Below are 25,213 nucleotides of genomic sequence, written 5' to 3' on the forward strand. Positions count from 1 at the left end.
GGGCAAGTACCCAGTCCTGCTGGCGGGTCAACGGGTTACATGGGAGTGAGCTTGGCAAATCCGAGTACCAGCCACTTCACGCCTTCGCCGTCAAAGCTCACCTGAACCCGCGCCCGAGCGCCTTCGCCTTCGGCGTTCAGAATGATGCCTTCGCCGAACACCGGGTGGCCCACCCGCTGGCCGACATGCAGGGCGGGCAGGTCGCCGTCGCTTTCGATGCTGGATTGGGCAAAGCTGGGCCGTGACGCGGTCACGGGGCGCGAGACATGGCCGCGCAGACGCACTTCTTCCAGCAGATGAGGCGGTAGCTCACGAAGAAACCGGGACGGGCGTGGGAACACCTCTTTGCCGTGCAGTCGGCGAGTCTCGGCGTGGGTCAGGTAGAGCTTCTGCATGGCGCGCGTCACGCCCACGTAGCACAGGCGGCGCTCCTCCTCCAGGCGGCCTGGCTCCTCCACGGACATCTTGTGGGGAAACAGCCCCTCTTCCACCCCGGCAATGAACACCACCGGGAACTCCAGCCCCTTGGCCGAGTGCAGGGTCATCAGCTGCACGCTGTCTTCGAACTCCTCGGCTTCATGGTCGCCTGCGTTGAGGGCGGCTTCCGAAAGGAAGGCTTCCAGCGCGGCCATGCCTTCTCCGGCTTCTGGGGTCTCGAAGGCATCGCCATGGGTAAAGGCCCGGGCCGCGTTGACCAGCTCTTCCAGGTTCTCGACCCGCGCCTGGCCTTTTTCACCGCGCTCGCTTTGATGGTGTTCGATCAGCCCGGTGCGCGCCGTGACGTGGTCGATGATCTCGTGGAGCGGCAGCCCGGACGTGTCGTTGTCCAGCTGTTCGATCAAGTTGGTAAAGGCCTGCACGGCGTTGCCTGCGCGGCCTCTCAAGGTGCCATCCTGAAGGGTGTCGTGCAGCGCCTGCCACAGCGACACGCTCTGCTCACGGGCGTGATGGCGGACGATTTCCACGGTGCGCGTGCCAATGCCACGGGTGGGCACGTTGATGACGCGCTCCAGGGAGGCATCGTCATCACGGTTGAGCAGCAAGCGCAGGTAGGCCAGGGCGTTCTTGATTTCCAGCCGCTCATAAAAGCGGTGGCCGCCGTAGATACGATAGGGCATGCCTTGGCGAATCAGCGTCTCTTCCAGCAGGCGCGACTGGGCGTTGGAGCGGTAGAGGATGGCCACGTCCCGGCGGTTGAAGCCTTCGTTGACCTTCTCCTTGATGGTATCGACGATATAGCGGGCTTCCTCGAGGTCGTTGAACCCCGCATATACCGAGATAGGCTCGCCTTCGGCGCCATCGGTCCATAGGTTCTTGCCGAGGCGCTCGCTGTTGTGGCTGATCAGCGTATTGGCCGCTTCCAGAATCGCGCTGGTAGAGCGATAGTTCTGCTCCAGGCGCACGGTATGGGTGTTGGGAAACTCTTCTTCGAAGCGGCGAATGTTCTCGACCTTGGCGCCCCGCCAGCCGTAAATGGACTGGTCGTCATCGCCCACGGCGGTCATCGGGGTCTGCTGGCCGGTGAGCAGTTTGAGCCAGGCGTACTGAAGGGTGTTGGTATCCTGAAACTCGTCCACCAGCACATGGCCAAAGCGCTCGCGATAGTGGTTCAGCAGCGGCGGGTTGTCGCGCAACAGCTCCAGGCTGCGCAGCAGCAGCTCACCGAAATCCACCAGCCCGCCTCGCTCGCAGGTGAACTGGTAGCGCTCGTAGAGCTCGACCATCTGGGCGAGGTACGCATCGCCATTGACGTTCACTTGATGGGGTCGCAGGCCCTCTTCCTTGCAACCAGAAATGAACCCCTGCACCTGGCGTGGCGGGAAACGCTCATCGTCAATCGAGTAGTCTTTCAGCAGCCGCTTGATCAGCCGCAGCTGGTCATCGGAGTCGATGATCTGAAAGTGCTGGGGCAGTCGAGCATCCTGCCAATGGGTGCGCAGCAGCCGGTGCGAGATCGAGTGAAAGGTACCCACCCAGACATGGCGCATGGAGATGCCCAGCAAGGCTTCCAGACGCGTGCGCATCTCTCGGGCGGCCTTGTTGGTAAACGTGACGGCCAGCAGCGCATAAGGGGAAAGCCCTTCGGCCTGCATCAGCCAGGCAATGCGGTGTACCAGCACACGCGTTTTGCCGGAACCGGCGCCGGCCAGTACCAGAAGGTTGCCCTGGGGCGCACTGACGGCTTCCCGCTGGGCCGGGTTGAGATGATCGAGTATCGCCGTGACGTCGTCCATATAAGCCGCTGCCGGTTCAAAAAAGGGGCGACCAGTCTAGCACAGCCAGCACACTGGCTGTGCATACAGCGTGTCTTCAGGACGTTGGCTCAGGACTCTTTATCAGAACCGTTGCTCAGGACTCTTCCGGGTAACGCAGCGTGGTCAGGCTCTTCTTCACCGCTTTCAACTGTTCGGCCAGTTTGGGGCCCCGGGTCTTGGCCACGCCCACCGCCAGCACGTCGATCAGCACCAGGTGGGCAATACGCGAGCTGAGCGGGGTGTAAATCTCGGTGTCTTCGTGCACGTCGATGAACAGCGGCAGGCTCACCTCCTGGGCCAGCGGTGATTCGCTGGGACACAGGCCGATCACGGTGGCGCCTGCTTCGCGGGCCAGGCGAACGCTGGCCACCAGCGCCCGGGTTCGGCCTGTCTGCGAGATGGCGACCACCACGTCGCCCTCCTGCAGGGTCACCGCCGACATGTTCTGCATGTGCGGGTCGGCGTAGGCGGAGGTTGATATCTGCAGGCGGAAAAACTTGTGTTGGGCATCGAAGGCCACCGCGCCGGAGGCGCCAAAGCCGTAGAACTCGACGCGATTGGCCATGGCCAGTGCATTGACGGCCTTGCCCAGCGCTTCGTTATCGAGCCGGTCGCGCACCGACAGCAGCGTGCCCACGGTGGAGTCGAAAATGCTGTGGGAGAATTCGGCCACCGAGTCGCTGTCGTTCATCGAGAACTGCGCGAACTGGCTTCCGCTGGCCAGCATCTGGGCCAGCTGCAGCTTGAAATCCTGAAAGCCGTTGCAGCCCAGCGCACGGCAGAAGCGCACCACCGTGGGCTCGCTCACCTTTGCTTCGGTGGCCAGGTCCACGATGCGCATGTGAATGACTTCATCGGGGTTGCGCAGCACGAACCGCGCGACCTTTTGTTCGGAGCGACGGAAATGCTCCATGCGGCGTCTCATTTCATCGAACAGGGCGCGGCTCACGTTCAGCTCCTTGGGTGCTCAAAAACAAAGGATTACAGTACGACAAAATAAATCTGTTTAAAACGTTCGTTTTTTAATGGCGCTTCATCGTTTGACTCAGCGCTGCGGCAGGCGATTTAAGATGGCATGCCAATGAGTGAGCCAAGCCTAACCTAAAGGCGTTTAAATGCCGTTAAGACATTTGAGCAGAATTCGTCATCATTTTGTCAAGTAGGTTATAGTAAGAAGTGACGTGCCGCACTGCATCATTTAAAAATCAGTCGTCACGGATGCAGGTGGACGTAGGCAACTCACCTGGAGGAGCGTCGATTATGAGAAACGTCGAACGAATGACCTCGGTAAAAAGCGAATTGCTCGACATATTCATGAGTATGGAGGTCGATGAGCATGCCCAACGTCGGCGCAGCGCCGCCCAACGCAGCCTGAGAGCGCGTCGGGGCATCGAGCTGCACCGTGAATTCCAGAAGCTGTCACGGGATATCGCTCCCTTGCCAGACGAGGGCGACCCGCAAGAGAGCGAACTGCACTAGCCAGCTGAAGAAGAGGCTGGTGAAGGAAGGCGAGAAAGCGTTACGCCACGGTAACGCCTTCTCTATTGGGTAAGCTTGCCGACCTAGCGGCGAGTCAGAACAGGCCTGCCAGGAAAACCACCGTGACCCCGATGGGGGCGACGTATTTGGCCAGCAGGTTCCACAGGCTGTAGTCGTAGACATCCAGCCTCAGCTCCTTGCGCGCTTCTTCTTTATCCAGGCAGAAGGCGAAGAACACGATCGCACCCAGGCCGGTCAATGGCAGCAGAATCTTGCTGGTGAAGGTATCCAGCAGGTCGAAGATGTTCAGCCCAAAGAACAGCACGTCTGCCCATACGTTGAACGACAGCAGCGCCGCGACACCCAGTGCCCATACCGCCACGCCGCTGACCAATGTGGCCACGATACGTGACATCGACGTGCGCTCTTCGAGAGTTTCCACCACCGGTTCCAGCAGTGAAATGGCCGACGTCAGGGCGGCAAAGGTCAGCAGCAGGAAGAACATCAGGCCCAGAATGGTGCCGCCGGTCATGTTGCCAAACGCCAGGGGCAGGGTGACAAAGATCAGGCCGGGGCCTTCGCCGGCACTCAGGCCGTTGGCAAAGACGATGGGGAAGATGGCCAGGCCCGCCAGCAGGGCGATGGCGGTATCCAGCAGGATGACCGTCCGTGCGGTGCTGATCAGATTGACGTCTTCGCCCAGATACGACCCGTAGGCCATCATGATCCCCATGCCCAGCGACAGCGTGAAGAATGCCTGGCCCATGGCCGCCAGTACGACACCGCCATCGAGAGCATCCCAGTCAGGGCTGAACATGAAGCTCAGGGCTTCACCAAAGTAGCCGCTGGCCATGCCGTATCCCACCAGCACCAGCATCAACACCACCAGAGCAGGCATCATGGTGCGCGCTGCGCTTTCCAGGCCTTTGGTGACCCCGCGTGCCACGATACCGACGACCAATACCATGAACGCCGTATGCCACAGCAGAAGGGCCGTCGGGCTGCCCAGCATGCCGCTGAACAGCGCACCAATGCTGTCCGCATCTTGGCCGTTGAAGCTACCGAGCACCGAGCCCAGCGTATAGTTCAGCGACCAGCCGCCGATGACGCTGTAGAACGAGAGAATCAGAAAGGCAGCCAAGACACCGCTGACACCCACCAGCGCCCACGCTTTCGAGCGGCCGTGGTTGGCGGCCAGTTCGGCCATGGTGTTGATGGGGTTCTTCTGGCCGCGACGGCCAATCATCCACTCGGCGACCAGAATGGGCAGGCCGACCAGTGCTACACAGGCCAAATAGACCAGAACGAAGGCGGCGCCACCGCTGTCGCCCACCATGTACGAGAAACGCCAGATATTGCCCAGGCCAACGGCGGAGCCCGCCGCGGCCAGCACAAAGCCCATGCGAGATGACCACTGTGCATGCGCAAGTTTTGCCATAAATCACCTGTTTCAGTTCGATTGTAATGGGTCGATATCGGCAGATTGCGCCGATGTTCGGAAAAAAGAGATTGCCAGCGTGCTTTTCCGAAAGAACGCGCAATTTATCCGATCAAGGGTAGGCTTGCCAGTGAGCCAGCCTAAAAAGGCGGCCTAAAACAGCTGGCTCTGCTTTTCATCGGCGAAAGGTGCCAGGTCCGCCAAAGCGGCCTTGGCCTGCACCAGGCGATAGAGGTGGCGAGCCATCTGGGGTGACTCACGGTTGTCTGCGGTATGCACAAATAAAAAAGGGGTTTTCCCCTGTTTTATCCACAGGCTGAGCTGTTCTATCCAAGGGGCGAAGTAGCGTGTGTTGATCGCTTTGTCAATATGTCCAATGAAGCGAATGATGGGTTGTTGACCAGTGGAAAGCACGTGTAGCGGGAGTTTCGGCTTCTCCTGCTGGGCGTGGGCCAGCCCAGCGTGTCCTTCATGCGGCGTAGAGAAGACCGGGCGCACATCCAGCATGACTCGGTTGGCCGAATAAGTTATCAACAGGCGGTTCAAGGCCCTCTCTGCCTCACCTTTGTGGAAAAAAACAGGGTGGCGAACCTCTACCGCACAGGGCAGGTGCGCTGGCCACTGGGCGAGCAGGGCTTCCAGTTTGGGGAGTTCGGCAGGGCCAAAGTCTCTGGGTAGCTGCACCATGGTAGGGCCTAGCCGGTCGTGCAGGGGCGTCAGCGCGTCCAGAAACGCCCAGGCATCCCCAGGTCGGGTCAGGCGCTGGTCGTGGGTAATGTGGCCTGGCAGCTTGAAGCAGAAGCGAAAATGCGGCGGCGCCTGGCGCGCCCAGGCGGCGATGATATCCGATTTGGGCGTGCCACTGTAAAACGTCGTGTTGCCCTCCACGCTGGAAAACACCGCCGCATAGTCGCTGAGCAGCTCGGTTTTGGCCTGGCGAGGATAGAGGCTGCCTTGCCAATCCTGATTGGCCCACATGGGCAGGCCAAGATAGAGGGGGAGGGCGGGGGTTGCGCCGATCATGTCAACAGGGGGCCTTCGTCATGCCATCAAAACATCAGTGTAACCGCTATGCCGTGTAACCGGCGAATGGCTGGCGCACGACCGCAAAGCTTGGCATGCTGGCGAAAATCATCACCGGAGAGCGTCATGGGGCAAGGCAAAGTGGTCGTGTTGCACGGGCCAAACCTGAACCTGCTGGGGAGCCGGCAGCCTGAGATCTATGGCTACGACACCCTGGAGGATGTCAATAATCTGCTGCGCGAGCGGGCCGTCATGGCGGGGTGGGATATCCACTGCCTGCAAAGCAACCACGAAGGCGAATTGATCGATGCCATTCATGCTGCTCGACTGGATGGTACGCAGGCCATCATCATCAACCCCGCCGCCTATACGCACACCTCGGTAGCCATTCTGGATGCCTTGAACGCATTCGACGGAAAGGTCATCGAAGTACATCTTTCCAATGTCCACAAGCGAGAGGCCTTCCGCCACCACTCGTATGTCTCGCTGCGTGCCGATGGGGTGATCGCCGGGCTGGGCATACAGGGCTACCGGGCAGCGCTGGACGCCATCATCGCCGTGTGAACGATCTGTTTGCTACGCCTGAAACGCAACAGGGTGCCCCTCGGGGCACCCTGTTGCGTTCAAGCGACCTGCCTTGCGAGGGTCATGCCTTGCGCGGCGTTGCTTTCTGGCCACCTTGCTTGCTGTCATGGGCATCGCTGGGCTGTGGCAGTGAAGGCAGCGACTTGGCCAGCATGTCCACGCTGTGCCGGTAGTAGAGCTGGCTCTTGTTGTGCTCGCCCAGGCTGGCGTACAGGCGTGCAAGCTCGGCACAGACCTCACCGTTCGGGCGCTGGCGCTGGCTGGCCTCGAAATACTCAAGCGCCTTTTCCCACTGGCCAACCCGCAGTGACAGGCGGCCACAGGCCAGCAGCAGTTCCGGGTCGTTGGGGCGCTCTTGCAGCCATTTCTGCGCCTTGGCCAGCTGGCGCGCGGCGTCGACGTTCAGCAGGCCATAGCGCTTGACCAGGCGCGCATCCCAGTGATGATCCAGGGAGTGATTGAGCAGCCGCTCGGCAATCGGTTCTTCGTTGGATTGCAGCAGGGCTTCGGTGTAGAGCACGATCAGCTCGGTGTTGGCCCGCAGATAGTCGGGCATGTCGGCCCATAGCCCGCGAACACGCTCGATATTGGACGGGTTCTTGGCTTCGAACAGAATCAGCTCCCGGTAGGCCTTGAACTCCAGCTGCTCGCGCTCTTGCTGGGTAATCAGCTTCTGCGCGGCCAGGCGTGGAATGAGGCGACGCAGCCCTTCCCAGTCGTTGACGCTCAAATGCACCTGCTTGAGCAGTTTCAGCACCTGAGGGTGGTTGGATAGCTGCTTGTCCAGTCGGTTGAGGATCGCCAGCGCTTCTTCGGGCTGTTGGCGGTCGATCATCAGCTGGGCCTGCATCAGGCCAACGGCGGTATCCGCGCCGTCGGTGGTCAGCTGGGCCTGGTTCAGATGCTCCTGGGACTTCTCGTGGTCGCCCTGATAGTGGGCTGCCAGCGCGGCCGATAGGTAGTTAACGAGTGGTGTGCTGGAGTCGTCGGCGGCGCGCACCAAGGTTTTCTCGGCTTTTTTCCAGCGGCCTTCGGTGAGTGCCACCAAACCACGCACGGTGCGTTTCATGGCGCGACGGTTACGGGCGCGGCTGTTCCAGGTACGGAAGCGACCAACCGGGCGAATAATGCCGGTAAGCAGGCGTAGCGCGAAGTGCAGCACAATAAAGGCACCCAGTAGCAGCACCAGACCAAACCAGAACGAGGTTTGAACCGAGGTGTCGCCCACTCGAATCAGCCAGTAACCGGGCACTGACATCATCAGGTGCCCAAAGAGCGCGCCAACCGCGAGGCCCGCGATGATCAGCAGGATGAGTTTTCTCATGCATCACCTCCATCCTGACGACGCGACTCGAAACGGTTGTCGATGAAGCTGGCCAGCGCTTGCTGTGAGGCGCTGATATCCGGCAGCTCGGGCTTTACTTCGGCCTGCTTCAGCTCTTGAAGGCGGGCTATGACGCTCTGGGTCTCTTCACGCTCGGTGTCGTAGTAGCCGTTCAGCAGCTCCAGGGCTTTGTCGATGCTCGCTTCGTACAGCTCGGGCTCCTCTTTGAGCAGCGCTAGCTGAGACTGCTCGAGAATCAGGCGCAGGCTCTGGCGCAGGTAGGACTCCTGCTCCGGCGTGATCAACGTTTCCAGTGCTTCATCGTGCTGACGAATCACCACGAGATCTTTTAGCTCTTCACCGAAGCGGGCGAGCTGGCGCTGGAAAGTGCCGGTAGGCGGCTGCTCAATGCTCGACGTCACGGCGCGCTCTTCGATCTCTTGAGATAGGCGCAGACCCGCTACGCGCTCTTGCTGGGCATTCAGAGCTAAGTAAATGCCTGTGCGGTCCACTTGAGGAACGGCGTCCAGCGCGGCGAGCTCGTTGGCAATTTCACGACGCACGGGCGTTAGCGCCGGGTTATCGGCATCGGCCAGACGGGCATCGGCGGTGCGCAGCAGAGCGGCGGCACCTTCCACATCGCCTTCGAGCTGCAGACGTTGATTCGCCAGGCGCAGCAGGTAGGCGGCTTCGGCGTGTAGCCAGTCGCGCTCGTCGGTTTCCTGCTCTTGTGACAGTTGGGCCAGCACCTCATCCAGCGTGCTGTTGACGTCGCTGCGATAGCTGTCCAGCTCGCTGCGCAGTTCGTTCATGGTGCTGTCCAGCACCTGACTGCGTTCGGCTTCGCCCTCTTCGATCCGTGACTCAAGCTCGCTGACCGCTTGCTGGGAAGCGCTGTTTTGCGCTTGCTGGGCCAATTCGTCCAGGCGCTGCTGCTGACTATCCAGGCGCTGCCAGCCTTGCCAAGTGATCAGGCCCAGGGCGAGTGCCAGGATAACCACCAGCGCAATGGCAATGCCGCCACCCTTGCCGTTTCCGCCACCGTTGACGGTGGGCGGCGGCGTGGGCTTCGCGCCGCCGCCTGCTGGAGCAGGCCCGCTATGCTTGGCAGGCTTCTCATCTGCCGGCTTGGTGGTGGGTTTGGTGCCGGCAACGTTCTCTTTGGCGGGGTCGACCGCAGCGCTTGCCGCAGGGGCCGCTGTCGTGTTGCTGGTGTTTTTATGCCGACGCCGTGAACGGCTGTTCTTGGCGGCATAAGACGAAGAGCCGTTGGGGCCCGTGTCTTGGGGCGCGGTCGCTGAGGCGTCACCAGCAGGAGTGCCGCCCTTGGATGCATCGGTAGACGCGTGGTTGACGCCTTCCTGATCAGTTGGTTGTTTGCTCATCTGTCGCTAGCCCTTATTAAGTTCCTTGATCGACATCGGCACCCTAGGGGTTACAGGACCGATCCAACGCGGCCACCAGCGCAGCCGGCGTTGCTCCCGACGCCACCTTGAGGTCACAAAAACCCAGTCTACCGGCCAGTGTAGCTAAACGGTGACTGGAAACGATTAGCGGTTGGTTCAACGCTGCTGGACCACACCATTTTGCCAGATATTCAAGCAGTTCGCCGCTGGTGACGATGAGCGCCCGGTAGGCACCTGTGGCGAGGCGCTTTTGCATCGCTGGCGAAGGCGGCTGATAAACCCGCCGATAGACCGCCAGCCGGGTAATAGTGGCCCCGCGTGCCGCTAGAGTGTCGGCGATCAGCGTGCGGCCGCCTTCTCCTGCCACCAGCAGTACTCGTTGATGTGCTAGGTGGCGAAGCGACGCTAGCGAAAGCAGCGCTTCGCTGGTGTCTTCACCCTGCTGGGGCGGAGGAATACGTACCCGAACCCCAAGCTGATCGAACAGTATGCTGGCAGTGCCCCGTCCAACGCTATAGTAATCAATACCGATAGGTAGCTGTGGCCAGTAGCGATCCAGCGCCTCGCTTAAACAGTAAGCGGCAAAGGGGCTGACCACCACTATCTTATGGTACTGATCAATATCCAACCAGACTTGGCGCTGCGTAGCATCTTCAGGCAGCGCTTCCAGATGCATCACGTCAAGCGACTCCACCCAGCCTTTGCTTGCCCGCAGGGCATCAGCCAGCGTTTCGCCCCGCTCCCCTGGGCGGCAAATCAGTACCGGCTGGCTCATACGTTGCGGCCGTAAACCTCTGCCAAGATATCGCCGGCGCCTTGATCCAGCAGCTCTTCGGCAATACGAATGCCGAGCGCTTCCGGCTCATGGATAGAGCCACGGCCCTCGGCACGCAGTACCTCGGTGCCCTCTGGGTTGCCCACTAGCCCGCGCAGCCACAGGGTATCGTTGGCTTTATCCAGTACGGCGTGCCCGGCAATCGGTACTTGGCAGCCACCTTCCAGGCGCGTGTTCAGGGCGCGCTCGGCGCGCACGCGGGTGGCGGTATCCTGATCGTCCAAGGGGGCCAGTAGCGCAATCAATTCGGGGTCGTGCAAGCGGCATTCGATGCCCAGCGCCCCCTGGCCGCAGGCTGGCAAGCATACTTCCGGTGGAAGCGCCTGGGCGATCCGGGCGTCCAGCCCCAGGCGCTGCAGGCCTGAGGTTGCCAGGATGATGGCTTCGAACTCGCCGTCGTCCAGCTTGGCCAGACGAGTTTGTACGTTGCCGCGCAGGTTGAGAATCTGCAGGTCTGGGCGCGCTTCACGAAGCTGCAGGCCTCGGCGCAGGCTGGCGGTACCAATGCGAGCGCCTTCCGGCAGTTCCTCGACGCTGGCGTAGTGGTTCGAGACAAACGCATCGGTTGGGTCGGCGCCTTCCAGAATAACCGACAGCCCCAGCCCTTCAGGGAAGTACATCGGCACGTCCTTCATGGAGTGCACGGCGATATCGGCGCGGCCATCCAGCATGGCATCCTCGAGCTCCTTGACGAACAGCCCTTTGCCGCCAATCTTGGAAAGCGGTGTGTCGAGGATCTTGTCGCCCTTGGTGGACAGCGGAACAAGCTCGACCTCCAGGCCTTCGTGGGCCGCCATGAGGCGGTCGCGAACATACTCGGCTTGCCACATGGCCAACTGGCTTTTTCGCGTGGCAATGCGCAATTTCGTGATGGGTAACACGTTATTCTCCCTTTGCCGCTGACACGGCGCGTCGAACTGTGATAATTCTCATCATAAAGCACCCGGCCACACAGTAAAAATAACCGGTCCATTTAAGACCCGCGCGCGATGCGCCCAACCCTGCCAGGAAACCTAATGTCAGTCGATGAACCGCAAGGCAAGCTAGACCAGTTCTTCCTGCTTTCCCAGGACTTGTTCTGCTGCATCGACTTTGCGGGCAAGCTGCTCAGCGTCAACCCGCGCTTCGAGACCTTGCTGGGGTATGACGCTGCCGCGCTGCTGGGCAGGCCTTGTGGTGTCGTGGTGGAGCCCCGAGACCACCCGGCCATCGAAGATGCCCTGGCGCGGCTATGCCGTGGCGAGAAGATCGAGGCGTTTGCGGTCTGCGCATTGACCGCCGATGGTCGTCGCGTATGGATCGAGGTGACCGCCTCTACCGGTGACCAGGTGATCTATGTGATTGCGCGAGATATCACCCAGCGCAAGGCGGTAGAGAAGCAGCTGCGGCGCAATCAGCGCCTGTTCAGGATTGCTGGGGAAACCGCCCATATCGGCGGTTGGTACATGGACATTGCCGCTGGGGTGCCGATCTGGTCAGAAGAGGTGTGTCGCCTCCACGGCATGCCCGTGGGCTATCAGCCGACCCTGGTCGAAGCCTTGGGTTTTTACGAGGCGCGTTCCCAGGAGCGCATCCGGGCGGCGTTTACGGCTTGCTGCGAACAGGGCGTGAGTTTCGACGAAGAGCTCGAGATCGTCACCCAGCACCATCAGCGCCGCTGGGTCAGGGTGATTGGCCGAGCCGTGCGCGATGAGCAGGGGCAGATCATTCAGGTTCAGGGCTCTAGCCAGGACATTACCCAGCGCAAGGCTACCGAACGCCAGTTGACCCTACTGGAGCGCAGCGTGGAGTCCAGCACCAACGGTGTGGTGATCGTCGATGCGCAGCAGCCGGACCTGCCGATGGTCTACGTGAATAGCGCTTTCGAACGTATCACCGGGTACTCTCGTGACGCGGCGCTGGGGCGCAACGGTCGCTTCCTGCAGGGCGAAGAGACGGATTCGGCAACGCTGGCACTGTTACGCAAGGGCATCCAGGAGCAGCGGGACGTGCACGTGGTGATCCGCAACTATCGCCGCAACGGCGCGCCATTCTGGAACGATCTGTACATTTCCCCCGTGCGTGACGACGACGGCGTGGTGACCCATTTCATCGGCGCTCAAAACGACATTACCGCCCAGCGCGAGTATCAGGCCCAGCTGAGCCATAACGCCAATCACGATGCGCTGACCGGGCTGCCCAACCGGCTGTTGCTGGACCAGCGCCTTGCCCAAGGTTGTTTGTTAGCCAGGCGCTACCAGCGTTATTTAGCAGTGCTGTTCATTGATTTAGACGACTTTAAGCCAATCAATGACACCCTCGGCCATGAAGTGGGCGACTATATTTTGCTAGAGGTCGCCAAGCGCTTGGAGGAGGAGCTGCGCCCCTGGGACACCGTGGCCCGATTTGGCGGCGATGAGTTTATCGTGCTGTTGCCGGATTTAGCCCACGAAGACGATGTCTTACAGGTGGTCGAGCGGCTGCTGACACGAGTTTCGGCACCTTACTGGTATCGCAGCAACGAGCTAAGAATTACTGCCAGTATTGGGATTGCCACCAACGATGGCACTATTCAAACGCCGCGTCAGCTCATTCAGCAGGCCGACCTTGCCATGTACAAGGCCAAACGCAGGGGGCGCAACACCTTTCAGTGGTATACCGACGAACTTAACCGCAAGGTCACCAAGCGGGTGAATTTGCGCCATGCCCTGCTGCAGGCCATTGAGCAGGAGCAGTTTGAGCTCCATTACCAGCCGCAAATTCACCATAGCGGGCGGGTCGCTGGGGTTGAAGCGCTGATCCGTTGGTACCACCCAGAGCGTGGCAACATCCCGCCAGGGCAGTTTATTCCTTTGGCCGAGGATACCGGGCAGATTATTCCCATCAGTGAATGGGTGATGGAAACTGCCTGCCGCGATGCGGTGGTGCTCAATGCCGAAAGCACGACCCCCATAACCGTGGCGATTAACGTATCACCCATGCAGTTTCAGCGCCCAGGCTTTTTAGACTCCGTAAAGCAGGTGCTGGCGCGTAGTGGCTTGCCCCCCGCGCTATTAGAGCTGGAGCTGACCGAAGGTGTGTTAATGGATAGCGCCGAACACACCATTCAGGCTTTACAGGCCCTGCGCCAACTGGGCGTGCACATTGCGCTGGATGACTTTGGCACCGGTTTCTCAAGCCTTAGCTATCTAAAACGCCTACCCATCAATAAGCTGAAGGTTGACCGCTCGTTTGTGGGCGATGTGGCCGTTGATTCCCGTGACGCCGCTATTGTAGAGGGCGTTGTCACCATGGCAGATAAGTTGGGACTCGAGGTGTTAATTGAAGGCGTTGAAACCGCCGAGCAGTTTCACTTCCTGCGTACCCTGCAGTGCGGCCACTACCAAGGCTACTACTTTGCTCGTCCCATGGCCTTGAGTGCGCTGAAGGCATATTTGAAAACGCCGCTAGTAGTCGTTGCTAGCCAAGAATCTCCTGCCTCGTTATAAACACTGCCATAAAACGGCATGCCGCTCTACGCAGTGACTCTGGTACACTTTCTTTTAACGACTCCATTAGATTTGTCAGCAGGATATCTCTCCGATGAGCCAAGCTACGAACCAGTCTTGGGGCGGTCGCTTCAGCGAGCCCACCGATGCCTTTGTTGCACGCTTTACCGCGTCTGTGAACTTCGACCAGCGCCTAGCGCGCCAGGATATTCAGGGCTCGATTGCCCATGCCACCATGCTGGCGCGGGTGGGCGTGCTCACCGAAGAAGAGCGCGACGCTATTATTAACGGCCTGACCGACATTCAGGGCGAGATTGAGCGCGGCGAGTTCCAGTGGTCGGTGCCGTTGGAAGACGTGCACATGAACATCGAAGCGCGGCTGACCGACAAGATCGGAATCACCGGCAAGAAACTGCACACTGGCCGTTCGCGCAACGACCAGGTGGCCACCGATATTCGCCTGTTCATGCGTGATGAAATCGATGTGATCGAGGCCGAACTGACACGGCTGCGCGATGGCATGATCACGCTGGCCGAGCGGGAAGCCGACACCATCATGCCCGGCTTTACCCACCTGCAGACGGCACAGCCGGTCACTTTCGGCCACCACCTGCTGGCCTGGCAGGAAATGCTGGCCCGCGATCACGAGCGTCTGCTGGATTGCCGCAAGCGGGTCAACGTGATGCCGCTGGGTTCGGCAGCGTTGGCGGGCACCACCTACCCCATCGACCGCCACGTGACCGCCGAGCTGCTCGGCTTTGATCGCCCGGCGGAAAACTCGCTGGACGCCGTGTCGGATCGCGACTTTGCCATCGAATTCACCAGCTTCGCCAGTATCCTGCTGATGCACCTCTCGCGCATGAGCGAAGAGCTGGTGCTGTGGACCAGCGCGCAGTTCAATTTCATCGATCTGCCTGACCGCTTCTGCACCGGCTCCTCCATTATGCCGCAGAAGAAAAACCCCGACGTGCCCGAGCTGGTGCGTGGCAAGACAGGCCGCGTGTATGGCCACCTGATGGCGCTGTTGACGCTGATGAAGTCCCAGCCGCTGGCCTACAACAAGGATAACCAGGAAGACAAGGAGCCGCTGTTCGATGCTGTCGATACCGTGCGCGACTGCCTGAAAGCCTTTGCCGACATGGTGCCCGCCATCGAGCCGAAGAAAGACAGCATGTACGAGGCTGCGCGGCGTGGATTCTCGACGGCCACCGACCTGGCCGACTATCTGGTACGCAAGGGCGTGGCCTTCCGTGATGCTCACGAGATCGTGGGTCTCTCCGTGGCCTACGGCCTGAAAACCAAGAAAGACCTCTCTGAAATGACCCTCGAAGAGCTGCAGCAGTTCTCCGATATCATTGAGCAGGACGTATTTGAAGTGCTGACGCTAGAAGGCTCGGTCGCTGCCCGCAACCACATTGGCGGTACGGCGCCTGACCAAGTGCGCGCCGCTGCAAACCGTGCGCGAGAAGCGCTGGCAGCCCTGAAAGGTGCGTCATGAAACGCAGTGCAATCATACTTAGCGCGCTGCTGATGGCCGCACTGCTGCTTGTTGGCTGTGGTCAAAAGGGGCCACTTTATCTGCCTGACGATACCAATGATTCGGCCGCCGAGTAGGAGGGGTAATGGATCACTTTAACTACCGCGATGGCGTGCTCTACGCCGAAGATGTGCCGCTAACGCAGCTGGCCGCCGAGCTGGGCACGCCCTGCTATGTCTACTCAAAAGCGACCTTTGAGCGCCATTTTCGCGCCTACACCGAAGCCTTGGGTGGCCACTCGCACTTAATCTGCTACGCGGTGAAAGCTAACTCTAACCTTGCCGTGCTGGGCCTTTTGGCCCGCATGGGGGCCGGGTTTGATATTGTCTCCGTGGGTGAGCTTGAGCGAGTGCTAAAAGCGGGCGGCGACCCCGCCAAAGTGGTGTTTTCTGGCGTGGCTAAGCAGCCGCATGAAATGGCGCGGGCGCTAGAAGTCGGCATCAAATGCTTTAACGTCGAGTCGCGCCCAGAGCTTGAGCGCCTGAATGCCGTGGCAGGTGAGCTGGGGAAAATCGCCCCGGTCTCGCTGCGCGTCAATCCGGATGTCGATGCGGGTACCCACCCGTACATCTCTACCGGCTTGAAGGACAACAAGTTCGGCATTCCCGTCGATGATGCGCTGGACGTGTATCAACTGGCTGCCAGCCTGCCCCATTTGCGCGTGACCGGTCTGGATTGCCACATCGGCTCACAGCTGACCGAAACCGCTCCGTTCCTGGATGCCCTGGAGCGCCTGCTGCTGCTGATGGAGCGCCTGCGCGAGCAGGGTATCGAGATCGACCACCTGGACCTGGGAGGTGGCCTGGGCGTGCCTTACCGCGACGAGAAGCCGCCCCAGCCCTTCGACTACGCCAGCCAGCTGTTGGCGCGCCTCTCCCGCTGGGAAGGCGGCGAGACCCTGACGCTGCTGTTTGAGCCAGGTCGCTCTATTGCGGCCAACGCCGGGCTGATGCTCACCCGGGTAGAGTTCTTGAAACCCGGCGAGACCAAGAACTTTGCCATTGTCGATGCGGCCATGAACGACCTGATTCGTCCGGCGCTGTATCAGGCGTGGCAGGCGATTGTGCCGGTGGATACCCGCCAGCCTCGTGAGAACGCCACCTACGACGTGGTCGGCCCTGTGTGTGAAACCGGCGACTTCCTGGGTAAAGAGCGTGAGCTTGCTATCGCCGAAGGCGATCTGTTGGCAGTGCGCTCCGCCGGAGCTTACGGTTTTGTGATGGCGTCGAACTACAACAGCCGCCCGCGCCCGCCAGAGGTGATGGTGGATGGCGACACGTACCACGTGGTGCGCGCTCGGGAAACGCTGGAAAGCCTGTGGGCCGGTGAGGCGCTGCTGCCGGAAGGGGCGCGCTGATGCTGCTGCACTTCACCAAAATGCACGGCCTGGGCAACGACTTCATGGTGGTGGACCTGGTCACTCAGCGGGCGCGCCTGCGGGACGAGCAGATCCGCCAACTGGCGGACCGGCGCTTTGGCATTGGCTTTGACCAACTGCTGATCGTCGAGCCGCCCCGCGACCCGGACATGGACTTTCGCTACCGTATCTACAATGCCGACGGCAGCGAAGTGGAGAACTGTGGCAACGGCGCGCGCTGCTTTGCCCGCTTTGTGCGCGACCAGCGTTTAACCCACAAGCATGAAATCCATGTGGAAACCGCCGGTGGCCCGCTGGTGCTCAATGTTCAGCACGATGGCATGGTACGGGTCGATATGGGTAGGCCGCGCTTCAACCCGGCCACGCTGCCCTTCGAAGCCACCGGCGACCAGCCTCTCCACGAGGTGGAGGTAGACGGTGAAACGCTCTCCCTAGGAGTGGTTTCCATGGGGAACCCCCATGCCGTGCTCCAGGTCGAGGATGTCGAGCGTGCGCCCGTCGAACGGCTGGGTCCGCTGTTGGAGTCGCATCCTCGGTTTCCCAAGCGGGTCAACGTCGGCTTCATGCAGGTGGTCTCGCCCAGCGAGATTCGTCTGCGGGTGTTCGAGCGTGGCAGCGGTGAAACCCTGGCCTGCGGCACCGGGGCCTGTGCGGCGGTGGCCAGTGGGATTCGTCAGGGGCTTCTGAAGAGCCCAGTGAAAGTGCACTTGCCCGGCGGGCAGCTCAGTATCGAGTGGCCTGACCCCGAAGCGTCACTCGTCATGGTGGGCCCTGCTACCCGGGTGTTTGATGGTCGGGTATCACTCAACTAATGCGAGGAGAACGGCGATGTCTCAAGCTCCTGAGCCGCGCAAAACGCTCGACCCTGACCAAGTAGCGTTTTGGCTGGCCCGTCACCCCGATTTTTTTATTGGCCGTGAAGGGCTGCTGCAGCAGCTCAAAGTGCCCCACCCGAATATCGATGGTGCTGTGTCGCTGCTGGAGCGGCTGGTGATCGACCTGCGCCAGCGAGCTGAAACGGCGGAAGGGCGGCTTGAGCATTTGCTGGAAACCGCTCGTCATAACGAGGCTCAGTACCGTCGCCTGCGGGAAACGCTGCTCAGCTTAGTTGAAGCGGAAGACCGTGATGCCTTGGCCCAAGCGCTGGCGACTCAGCTTAGCGAGCGCTTTCAAACCCCGGCGATGGCCCTATGGTGCCCCGCGTCGTTAAGCGATGCAGAGTCCACGCCACCCCAGCCGCCACGCCATATTCTCGACCAGCACGCCAGCGCTCGCTTGGCGGCGCTGCTGGATGGCCGCACCAGTCGCTGCGCCAAGCTGAGCGTCAGTGATTGGAAGTGCCTACTGCCCCATACCAAAGCACCCCGTAAAGCGGGTTCCTGTGCGATTACGCGTCTCTCGGCGGGGGAGCAGCTGGGTTATTTGCTGCTCGCTAGCCCTGATCCTGAATGTTACCGCGCCAGTATGGATACGCTGTTTACCGAGTACCTGGGCGATATTGTCGCGCGCCTACTGCTGCGGTTGGGGCCGGAGCCGCATGGACAGCGATAGCTTGCTGGCAGACACGGTCACTAACTACTTAGCGCAGCTAGCCACCCATGCCAGCCCGGCCACGGTGGCGGCCTATCGTCAGGATTTATCCGCCTTTTGCCAGTTTGCCGAACAGCGTGGCATCACTCAGGCCAGCGCGCTGGACACGGCGCTGGTGAGAGCCTTTCTAGGCGCCGAACGTAGCCGGGGGCTGGCGCCGAGAAGCCTAGCCCGCCGACGTGCGGCGCTATCTCGCTTTGCCGATGCGTTAGTGCAGCATCGTGTGTTGGCAGATAACCCGGTCAGCCTACTGCGCACCCCTAAGCAGCCCAGTCATCTGCCCAGACCGCTGGATGTGGATGCGCTGGCGCGCTTTCTGGACACGCCCCACGACGGCTCGCCGCTGGCGCTTCGCGACCAAGCCATGCTGGAGCTTTTCTACTCCAGCGGCCTGCGCTTAGCCGAGCTGGCGGCGCTGGATATGAGCCACTTAACGGCCAATCATGTGCGGGTGATGGGTAAGGGCAGCAAGCCCCGCCAAGTGCCGGTGGGACGGCGTGCCCAGCAGGCACTCACCGCGTGGCTCACCTGCCGGGCCAGTTTGGCGGCCAGCGCTGAAACGGCGCTGTTCGTCGGGCAGCGGGGGCAGCGGTTGGGGCATCGAGCGATCCAGAAACGCTTAGCACAGCTCTCGGTGGTGCGCGGCCTGCCCGAACATCTTCACCCCCACCGCCTGCGCCACTCTTTTGCCAGCCACCTGCTGGAATCTAGCCAGGATCTGCGTGCCGTGCAGGAGTTGCTTGGTCATGCCAATCTATCCACTACTCAAGTGTATACGCGGCTGGATTGGCAGCACTTGGCAGACAGTTACGATGCCGCCCACCCGCGCGCCAAACGCCGCCCCAGTGAGAGTTAAGCATGGTCACGTTAGACGCCATCACCTTTGATTTGGATGACACCCTATGGGACAACCAGGGCGTCATGCTGAAAACCGAAGAGGGCCATTACCGCTGGCTGCTGGAAGCGCTGGCTGCATGGCGTGCTGCCCGTCAAGAGGCGCCGCTACCGTTAACGTATGATGAGGGCGTGGCGGATTACCTGAAGCGCCGCCAGCAGTGGGCAAGCCAAGTGCCTGAACGGCGAGGTGACTTTACCTGGCTAAGGCTACGAGCGTTGGAGGCCCAATTGGAAACCAGCGGTTTGCCACGCAGCGCTGCGCTGTTATGGGCCGCTGCGGCAATGAATGAGTTCCACCGTCTGCGGGTGCAGGTCACGCCGCACCCAGAGGCTGCTGGGCTGCTATCGGCGCTTGCCGAGCGCTATCGGCTAGCGGCGATTACCAACGGCAATATTCACCTTAAGCGCCAGCCATTGGCGGCCCACTTTCCGGTAGCGATTGCCGCTGGGGAGCTGCTGGCTCCCAAGCCTGACCCCAAGCCTTTTCTCACCGCGCTGGAGCGACTGAATACCGTACCGCAGCGCGCCATGCACGTGGGCGACTCCTGGAATGAGGATGTGCTTCCCGCCCAGCAACTGGGTATGCATGCCGCCTGGGTGGCTGAATGTGGCGACCAAACGCTGCCTGAGCGGGTTCACCGTGTTGCTCATGTCAAAGAGCTACCGGAGCTGATTGAGTGGCTGGAAAAACGCGCCTAGACCACGCCTATTAACGGGCGTCTTCTGGAGTGTGCAGCCACTGGTCTAGTTTTTGGGAAAGGGTATCGACCCCGTCGCGTTTCAGCGATGAAAACAGCTGTACCGATACGAGGTCTTCCCACTCTTTTAAGCGGGAGCGCACTTTCTGCAGGGCGGCGCTGGCTGGGCCACGCTTCAGCTTGTCGGCTTTGGTCAGCAGAATATGCACCGGCATCCCGCGCTGGTCAGCATAGTCGAGCATCATTTGGTCGAACTCGGTCAGCGGGTGGCGCACGTCCATAAGCAGCACTAAACCACGCAGGCTAAAACGGCCACGCAGGTAGTCAGAAAGATGCTTTTGCCACTCGATTTTGACCGCTTCAGGTACTTTGGCGTAGCCATAGCCGGGCAAATCCACTAAGCGGCGCGACTCATCGTTCATCACAGTGAAGAAGTTGATGAGCTGGGTTCGGCCCGGGGTGCGCGAGGTGCGCGCCAGCGCATTTTGCTGGGTTAGCGCGTTAATGGCGCTGGATTTACCGGCATTTGAGCGTCCGGCAAACGCTACTTCTGCACCGGTATCGTCAGGACACAGTGCCAGGGTTGGCGCGCTGATCATAAAACGCGCCGTGGGGTAGTTCAGCCGAGGGACTGGGCTATCATGGGGGGTAGACATGGAATTAATCCTGAAAAACAAACGTATAACACGGCCCGCTGGCCAACCCTAGTGTGAGAGAGAGCGGTACCGCGACGAATTACCCCAAAAGCAGACCTGGACTTGCATTCCCGCCGCTAGGGTGATTCGTTATAATGCAAGCGGTTTATAACTGCGACCTGGGGCGCTAGTGTACCATCGCGCTTTAGCCAGCAGCGACCAACACGACATTGTTGTTCGTTTTGGCGGAGCTGACCCTGGTAATGTGCTGAACCTGGGCAGCGCCCAGGGTGCGTACCAGTCAATAATCAAACGGCATAGTGGATTAGCAATGAGAAAGTTACTGGCAAGCCTGGCAATTACCATGGGTGCCGTTGGCACCGCCCACGCCCAAGCGGACCTTCAAGCCGACGCTGACGCAGCGGCAGGACGTGAACTCGCCCAAACCTGTGCAGCCTGCCATGGCCAGCAAGGTATCAGCGCAGTGGGTACTTTCCCCAACCTGGCAGGGCAGCAAATGTCCTACCTCGCCAAGCAAATCATGGATATCCGTGATGGCAACCGTGTCGTCCCACAGATGGCCGGTTTGGTCGATGACTACTCAGACCAAGATGCTTGGGATGTCGCTGCCCACTTTGCAGGCCAAGAGGCTAACCTCGGTCAAACCAGTGATGAAGACGCTGAGTTGCTGGCCCGCGGTGAAGAGCTGTATCGCGCAGGCGATATGTCTAAAGGCATTCCCGCCTGTAGCGCTTGCCACACTCCCACCGGGGTAGGTATTGGTAGCGCTGTGTATCCGGCTCTTTCTGGTCAGCATGCGGAATATACCATCTCCACGCTGCAAGCATTTGCCTCGGGTGACCGCACCAATAGCCCCAACAACCTGATGGGCGATATCGCTTCCAAAATGAGCGACCGGGACATGGAAGCCGTGGCCAACTACGTGCTGGGCTTGAACTAATTTCCCCGCTGTTGGCCTCCCCATTCTGTGAAACATCCGCAGAATGGGGAACCTGTCTGACACACTAACGGTCACAGGTTCACTTTTGTTGGCCGCTTATTTGGAGAATGCTCGTTATGTTGAAAACGTTGATGGTCGCGCTTGCTGGTCTTGGCCTGTCTGCTGCGGTAAGTGCCCAGGAGCTGGTAGAAGGTCAGCACTACACGTTGCTTGAGTCACCGGTAGCTACCCAGGTAGACGAAGATCAGATTGAAGTGACCGAAGCGTTCTGGTTTGGCTGCCCGCACTGCTACCGGCTGCAAACGCCAGTAAACGAGTGGTACGAAACCCTGGATGACGATGTCAGCATTGTCAAAATGCCAGCGACCATGGGCGGTGACTGGAACACCCATGCCACGGCCTTCTATGCGGCCAAATCGCTGGGTATTGAAGAGGAGCTGCATGCGGATTTCTTCGATGCGATTCACCAGGATGGCCGTTCACTGACCGACGCTGACAAGATTGCGGAATTCTTCTCTGATTACGGCGTTAGCGAAGAGGAAGCCAAACAGGCGCTCACCGCCTTTAGCGTACGTAGTGAGGTCAATAAGGCCAACAGCCGTATGCGTGAAATGCGCCTGATGGGGGTTCCGGCCATCGTGGTGGATGGTCGCTATGTGGTATCGCCGCAAACCGCAGGCAGCCTCGAGAACATGCCGCGCATTGCCGATGCCCTGGTGGAAAAAGTGCGTAACGAGCGCGCTCAATAACCGTGCTCGAACACGGCACTACCGGTGAGCCTGCGGGCTCACCAAAGGCGCCCGCCGCTCCCTTGCTGGAGCGGGGGCACCTGCGCCTGCTGACGTTCAATCTGCAGGTGGGTATCCAGACCTCTGCCTATCACCATTATCTCACCCGCAGCTGGCAACACTTCTTGCCGCATCCCCAGCGCTTGAAGCGCCTGGCGATGATGGGCAGCGCGCTCGAGCAGTTCGATGTGGTGGGCTTGCAGGAAGTAGACGGTGGCAGCTTTCGCTCCAGCCGTGTCAATCAGGTAGAGTTCCTTGCCGCCCAAGCCAGATTTCCGCACTATTTTCAGCAGCTGAATCGCAACTTGGGCAAGTTCGCCCAGCACAGCAACGGGTTGCTGTCGCGGCTGGTGCCGAGCCGTATCGAAGAGCATCGGCTGCCCGGGATGCTGCCAGGGCGAGGCGCGATTCATGCCCGCTATGGCGATGGCCCCGATGCCCTGCACATCTTCGTGGCCCACTTGGCCTTGAGCCACCGTGGCCGAGTACGCCAACTGGACTACCTCAGCGACATCATTCAGCCGCTGCGCCATGTGGTCGTGATGGGGGATCTCAACTGCACGCCGGATCAACTGCATGCCCACGAGCGTTTCAGCACATCGTTGCCGCTGCATCCGGTGAAACCACTGCTCAGCTACCCCTCCTGGCAGCCCCGTCGGGCGCTGGATCATATTCTGCTGTCCCAAACGCTGGAAGCCGCAGAAGTGCGCGTGCTGGATCATCTGTTTTCCGATCACTTGCCCATCGCGGTCGACCTGCCCTTGCCCGCAGCCTGCGTCAGTGCGCTGGCAGAGGCCGAGCATGCTCAAACCCATGGGGGTTCATAGCCAGACGTTCCGCCCAGACGTATGGATAAGCGTTTAATCCTGTGAATGGGGATGACGTCAGGCCCAGAATCAGCGATGATTCTGGGCCGTTTTTATTCATGCTGGGACATCTGCTATGCCGACGAGTGCTCAAGAGCCACGTTTATTGCGTTGGCTGGACTGCGTAACCGAGGGGATTGGCCGAGCCATTGCTTGGCTGGTGATCATCATGATGCTGGTCCAGTTTGCCATTGTCATCATGCGCTACTGGCTGGGCATCAACAGCATCGTCATGCAAGAGTCGGTGATGTACATGCACGCCGCAGTGTTCATGCTGGGCGCCGCCTGGACCCTCAAGCGCGATGGTCATGTCCGCGTCGATATTTTCTATCGCCGCCTGTCCGACCGTGGGCGGGCCTGGATCGACCTGATGGGCACGCTGCTGCTGCTGATTCCGGTGTCGATCTTCATCGCCGTCAGCAGCTTTCATTACGTACGCAGCAGCTGGGCCATCATGGAACGCTCATCGGATGGCGGCATTCCTGGCGTCTACCTGCTGAAGACGCTCATGCTGGTGATGGTGGCGCTGCTGCTGCTGCAGGCGGTGGCACAGCTGATTCGCCAGACCTTAATATTGCGCGGCAAACTGCCTACCACGCCCCCTGCTCACGAGGAGATCATCTAGTGCTGGCGACCTTATTAGACATGATGCCGCTGGTACTCTTTGCTGCGGTCTGTATCGTCCTGATGCTGGGGTATCCGGTGGCGCTTTCGCTGGCGGGCACCGCGTTGGCTTTTGCCGGGTTCGGGCTGCTGCTGCAGTCCATGGGCGTGGATGTTCCCTTCGAAGCGCGCATGATGAACGCCATGCCCAACCGGCTTTACGGCATCATGACCAATGCCACGCTGCTGGCGGTGCCGCTGTTCGTGCTCATGGGCGTTCTGCTGGAGAAGTCTCGGGTAGCCGAAACGCTGCTGGACGCCATGGCCATGGCCTTCGGCGCGCTGCGCGGCGGCCTGGGTATCGCGGTGGTCATCGTCGGCATGTTGCTGGCGGCTTCTACGGGGATCGTCGGGGCCACGGTCGTCACCATGGGGCTTCTGTCGCTGCCCACGATGCTGAAGCGCGGCTACTCGCCCGCGCTGGCCACGGGCACGATCTGCGCCACGGGTACGCTGGGGCAGATCATTCCTCCCTCGATTGCGCTGGTGCTGCTGGGCGACGTACTTTCCAGCGCCTACCAGCAGGCGCAGCTCTCCATGGGCGTGTGGAGCCCGAAAACCCTGTCGATTGGGGACTTGTTCATTGGCGCATTGGTGCCCGGCCTGTTGCTGGTCGTGGTGTATATCCTCTATCTGCTGATGGTGGCATGGTTGAAGCCGGAGGCGGCACCGGCGGCGGACCGCGCAGTGCTGAAGGCCGAGCTGGGACACACCGGGAGCATCTGGCCGCTGCTGCTGAAAGGCTTGCTGCCTCCGGTACTGCTGATCGTGGCGGTGCTTGGCTCGATTCTGGGGGGCTTTGCAACGCCTACCGAAGCGTCGGCGGTGGGCGCGTTTGGCGCGCTGGTACTGGCGGCGACCAATCGCCAGTTGAGTATCAAGATGCTCAAGGAAACGCTGCACTCCACGGCGCAGGTCACCAGTATGGTGTTCCTGATCCTGATTGGCGCTGCGCTGTTTTCACTTGTGTTTCGCGCTTACGGTGGTGAAGAGCTGGTCACCGAGCTGTTCGAAGCCATGCCGGGCGGCGTGGTCGGGGCCACGCTGGTGGTCATGCTGGTGATCTTCCTGCTGGGCTTCATTCTCGACTTCATCGAAATCACCTTCGTGGTGGTGCCCATCGTCGGGCCCGTCCTGCTGGCCATGGGCGTAGACCCCATCTGGCTGGGCATCATGATCGCGGTCAACCTGCAAACCTCGTTTTTGACCCCGCCGTTCGGTTTTGCGCTGTTCTACCTGCGCGGCGTGACCCCGGCCAGCGTGCCGACCTCGGCCATTTACAAGGGCGTGATCCCGTTCATCATTCTTCAGTTGGGCATGCTGTTGGCGCTGGCGATTTTCCCCGGCATCGCCACTTGGCTACCCTCTGTTCTCTAAGAGGTGAGGAG

Annotated in this window: 24 protein-coding genes; 15 read left to right on the top strand and 9 right to left on the bottom strand. The window is 60.5% G+C overall.

Translation table 11 applies throughout. From position 1 onward, the window contains the following. Positions 1–35 precede the first annotated feature (35 nt). A complete protein-coding gene (uvrD, locus tag RVM27_RS09180) occupies positions 36–2,234 on the bottom strand; it encodes a DNA helicase II (protein WP_227407341.1) in 2,199 nt (732 codons plus the stop codon). A gap of 115 nt (positions 2,235–2,349) precedes the next feature. Then, on the bottom strand, positions 2,350–3,204 hold the full coding sequence (gene hexR, locus RVM27_RS09185; RefSeq protein WP_287807016.1) for a transcriptional regulator HexR: 855 nt from the start codon (positions 3,202–3,204) through the stop codon (positions 2,350–2,352). A gap of 311 nt (positions 3,205–3,515) precedes the next feature. Here hexR and RVM27_RS09190 point away from each other — a divergent pair, with 311 nt between their 5' ends. After that, positions 3,516–3,734, top strand: a complete 219-nt coding sequence (locus RVM27_RS09190) for a PA3496 family putative envelope integrity protein (RefSeq protein WP_498956405.1) — start codon at positions 3,516–3,518, stop codon at positions 3,732–3,734. 94 nt (positions 3,735–3,828) lie between these two features. Here the strand turns inward: RVM27_RS09190 and RVM27_RS09195 are convergent, their stop codons facing one another. Together RVM27_RS09195 and RVM27_RS09200 are read right to left on the bottom strand one after the other, a co-directional pair. Continuing rightward, a complete protein-coding gene (locus tag RVM27_RS09195) occupies positions 3,829–5,172 on the bottom strand; it encodes a sodium-dependent transporter (RefSeq protein WP_287807020.1) in 1,344 nt (447 codons plus the stop codon). A gap of 153 nt (positions 5,173–5,325) precedes the next feature. Beyond that, on the bottom strand, positions 5,326–6,195 hold the full coding sequence (locus tag RVM27_RS09200) for a DUF72 domain-containing protein (protein ID WP_498939495.1): 870 nt from the start codon (positions 6,193–6,195) through the stop codon (positions 5,326–5,328). A gap of 126 nt (positions 6,196–6,321) precedes the next feature. Here RVM27_RS09200 and aroQ point away from each other — a divergent pair, with 126 nt between their 5' ends. Then, entirely contained in the window at positions 6,322–6,759 is a 438-nt protein-coding gene (aroQ, locus tag RVM27_RS09205; RefSeq protein ID WP_227407339.1) for a type II 3-dehydroquinate dehydratase, read from the top strand. 82 nt (positions 6,760–6,841) lie between these two features. On the opposite strand, the gene RVM27_RS09210 is transcribed toward aroQ, so the two are convergent. The 4 genes from RVM27_RS09210 to hemC are packed head-to-tail and all read right to left on the bottom strand — an operon-like array spanning position 6,842 to position 11,226. Beyond that, positions 6,842–8,104 carry a heme biosynthesis HemY N-terminal domain-containing protein gene (locus RVM27_RS09210; protein WP_498939493.1) on the bottom strand — a complete coding sequence of 421 codons (1,263 nt, stop codon included), beginning with the start codon at positions 8,102–8,104 and terminating at the stop codon, positions 6,842–6,844. Continuing rightward, positions 8,101–9,489: a uroporphyrinogen-III C-methyltransferase gene (locus RVM27_RS09215; RefSeq protein WP_498956406.1), complete on the bottom strand. Its 1,389-nt coding sequence runs from the start codon at positions 9,487–9,489 to the stop codon at positions 8,101–8,103. The genes RVM27_RS09210 and RVM27_RS09215 overlap by 4 nt, the downstream gene beginning before the upstream one ends. A gap of 43 nt (positions 9,490–9,532) precedes the next feature. After that, the gene (locus tag RVM27_RS09220) at positions 9,533–10,285 is read right to left on the bottom strand and encodes a uroporphyrinogen-III synthase (RefSeq protein ID WP_498956407.1); all 753 of its coding nucleotides are present in this window, start codon (positions 10,283–10,285) and stop codon (positions 9,533–9,535) included. Further along, positions 10,282–11,226 carry a hydroxymethylbilane synthase gene (gene hemC / locus RVM27_RS09225; RefSeq protein ID WP_498956408.1) on the bottom strand — a complete coding sequence of 315 codons (945 nt, stop codon included), beginning with the start codon at positions 11,224–11,226 and terminating at the stop codon, positions 10,282–10,284. Before hemC ends, RVM27_RS09220 begins: the two co-directional genes overlap by 4 nt. Positions 11,227–11,361: 135 nt before the next feature. Here hemC and RVM27_RS09230 point away from each other — a divergent pair, with 135 nt between their 5' ends. The 8 genes from RVM27_RS09230 (at position 11,362) to RVM27_RS09265 (ending at position 19,913) form a co-directional block, all read left to right on the top strand. After that, positions 11,362–13,812: a sensor domain-containing protein gene (locus RVM27_RS09230; protein ID WP_498956409.1), complete on the top strand. Its 2,451-nt coding sequence runs from the start codon at positions 11,362–11,364 to the stop codon at positions 13,810–13,812. A 94-nt stretch (positions 13,813–13,906) separates the two neighbouring features. Next, positions 13,907–15,310 (top strand): argininosuccinate lyase, encoded by a 1,404-nt coding sequence (gene argH / locus RVM27_RS09235; protein ID WP_498956410.1) that lies wholly within the window; start codon positions 13,907–13,909, stop codon positions 15,308–15,310. After that, complete coding sequence (gene lptM / locus RVM27_RS09240; protein ID WP_498956411.1) at positions 15,307–15,426, top strand: lipoprotein; 120 nt, start codon at positions 15,307–15,309, stop codon at positions 15,424–15,426. Before argH ends, lptM begins: the two co-directional genes overlap by 4 nt. Before the next feature lie 8 nt (positions 15,427–15,434). Continuing rightward, positions 15,435–16,706: a diaminopimelate decarboxylase family protein gene (gene lysA / locus RVM27_RS09245; RefSeq protein WP_498956412.1), complete on the top strand. Its 1,272-nt coding sequence runs from the start codon at positions 15,435–15,437 to the stop codon at positions 16,704–16,706. Next, positions 16,706–17,539 (top strand): diaminopimelate epimerase, encoded by an 834-nt coding sequence (gene dapF / locus RVM27_RS09250; RefSeq protein WP_498956413.1) that lies wholly within the window; start codon positions 16,706–16,708, stop codon positions 17,537–17,539. The genes lysA and dapF overlap by 1 nt, the downstream gene beginning before the upstream one ends. A gap of 16 nt (positions 17,540–17,555) precedes the next feature. Continuing rightward, positions 17,556–18,278: a DUF484 family protein gene (locus tag RVM27_RS09255; RefSeq protein WP_062359241.1), complete on the top strand. Its 723-nt coding sequence runs from the start codon at positions 17,556–17,558 to the stop codon at positions 18,276–18,278. Beyond that, positions 18,265–19,173, top strand: a complete 909-nt coding sequence (locus RVM27_RS09260; RefSeq protein ID WP_288102299.1) for a tyrosine recombinase XerC — start codon at positions 18,265–18,267, stop codon at positions 19,171–19,173. The genes RVM27_RS09255 and RVM27_RS09260 overlap by 14 nt, the downstream gene beginning before the upstream one ends. A gap of 2 nt (positions 19,174–19,175) precedes the next feature. Further along, on the top strand, positions 19,176–19,913 hold the full coding sequence (locus RVM27_RS09265) for an HAD family hydrolase (RefSeq protein ID WP_054644908.1): 738 nt from the start codon (positions 19,176–19,178) through the stop codon (positions 19,911–19,913). Positions 19,914–19,923: 10 nt separating this feature from the next. Here RVM27_RS09265 and yihA read toward each other — a convergent pair whose 3' ends face one another. Continuing rightward, positions 19,924–20,568: a ribosome biogenesis GTP-binding protein YihA/YsxC gene (gene yihA, locus RVM27_RS09270; RefSeq protein ID WP_044629848.1), complete on the bottom strand. Its 645-nt coding sequence runs from the start codon at positions 20,566–20,568 to the stop codon at positions 19,924–19,926. Between the two features lie 310 nt (positions 20,569–20,878). On the opposite strand from yihA, the gene RVM27_RS09275 reads away from it, so the two are divergent. From RVM27_RS09275 to RVM27_RS09295, 5 genes are all read left to right on the top strand, one after another. Further along, positions 20,879–21,508 (top strand): c-type cytochrome, encoded by a 630-nt coding sequence (locus tag RVM27_RS09275; protein WP_228219209.1) that lies wholly within the window; start codon positions 20,879–20,881, stop codon positions 21,506–21,508. A gap of 116 nt (positions 21,509–21,624) precedes the next feature. Then, positions 21,625–22,257: a thiol:disulfide interchange protein DsbA/DsbL gene (locus RVM27_RS09280; RefSeq protein WP_498956414.1), complete on the top strand. Its 633-nt coding sequence runs from the start codon at positions 21,625–21,627 to the stop codon at positions 22,255–22,257. A gap of 2 nt (positions 22,258–22,259) precedes the next feature. After that, positions 22,260–23,123 (top strand): endonuclease/exonuclease/phosphatase family protein, encoded by an 864-nt coding sequence (locus RVM27_RS09285; protein ID WP_498956415.1) that lies wholly within the window; start codon positions 22,260–22,262, stop codon positions 23,121–23,123. A gap of 115 nt (positions 23,124–23,238) precedes the next feature. Next, positions 23,239–23,787, top strand: coding sequence for a TRAP transporter small permease subunit (locus RVM27_RS09290; protein ID WP_039178819.1), 549 nt, complete (start codon positions 23,239–23,241; stop codon positions 23,785–23,787). After that, the gene (locus RVM27_RS09295; protein ID WP_287807049.1) at positions 23,787–25,202 is read left to right on the top strand and encodes a TRAP transporter large permease; all 1,416 of its coding nucleotides are present in this window, start codon (positions 23,787–23,789) and stop codon (positions 25,200–25,202) included. Before RVM27_RS09290 ends, RVM27_RS09295 begins: the two co-directional genes overlap by 1 nt. Positions 25,203–25,213: the final 11 nt, after the last annotated feature.

It is taken from the genome of Halomonas sp. KM007 (assembly GCF_050709225.1).
GTDB lineage: Bacteria > Pseudomonadota > Gammaproteobacteria > Pseudomonadales > Halomonadaceae > Vreelandella > Vreelandella hamiltonii.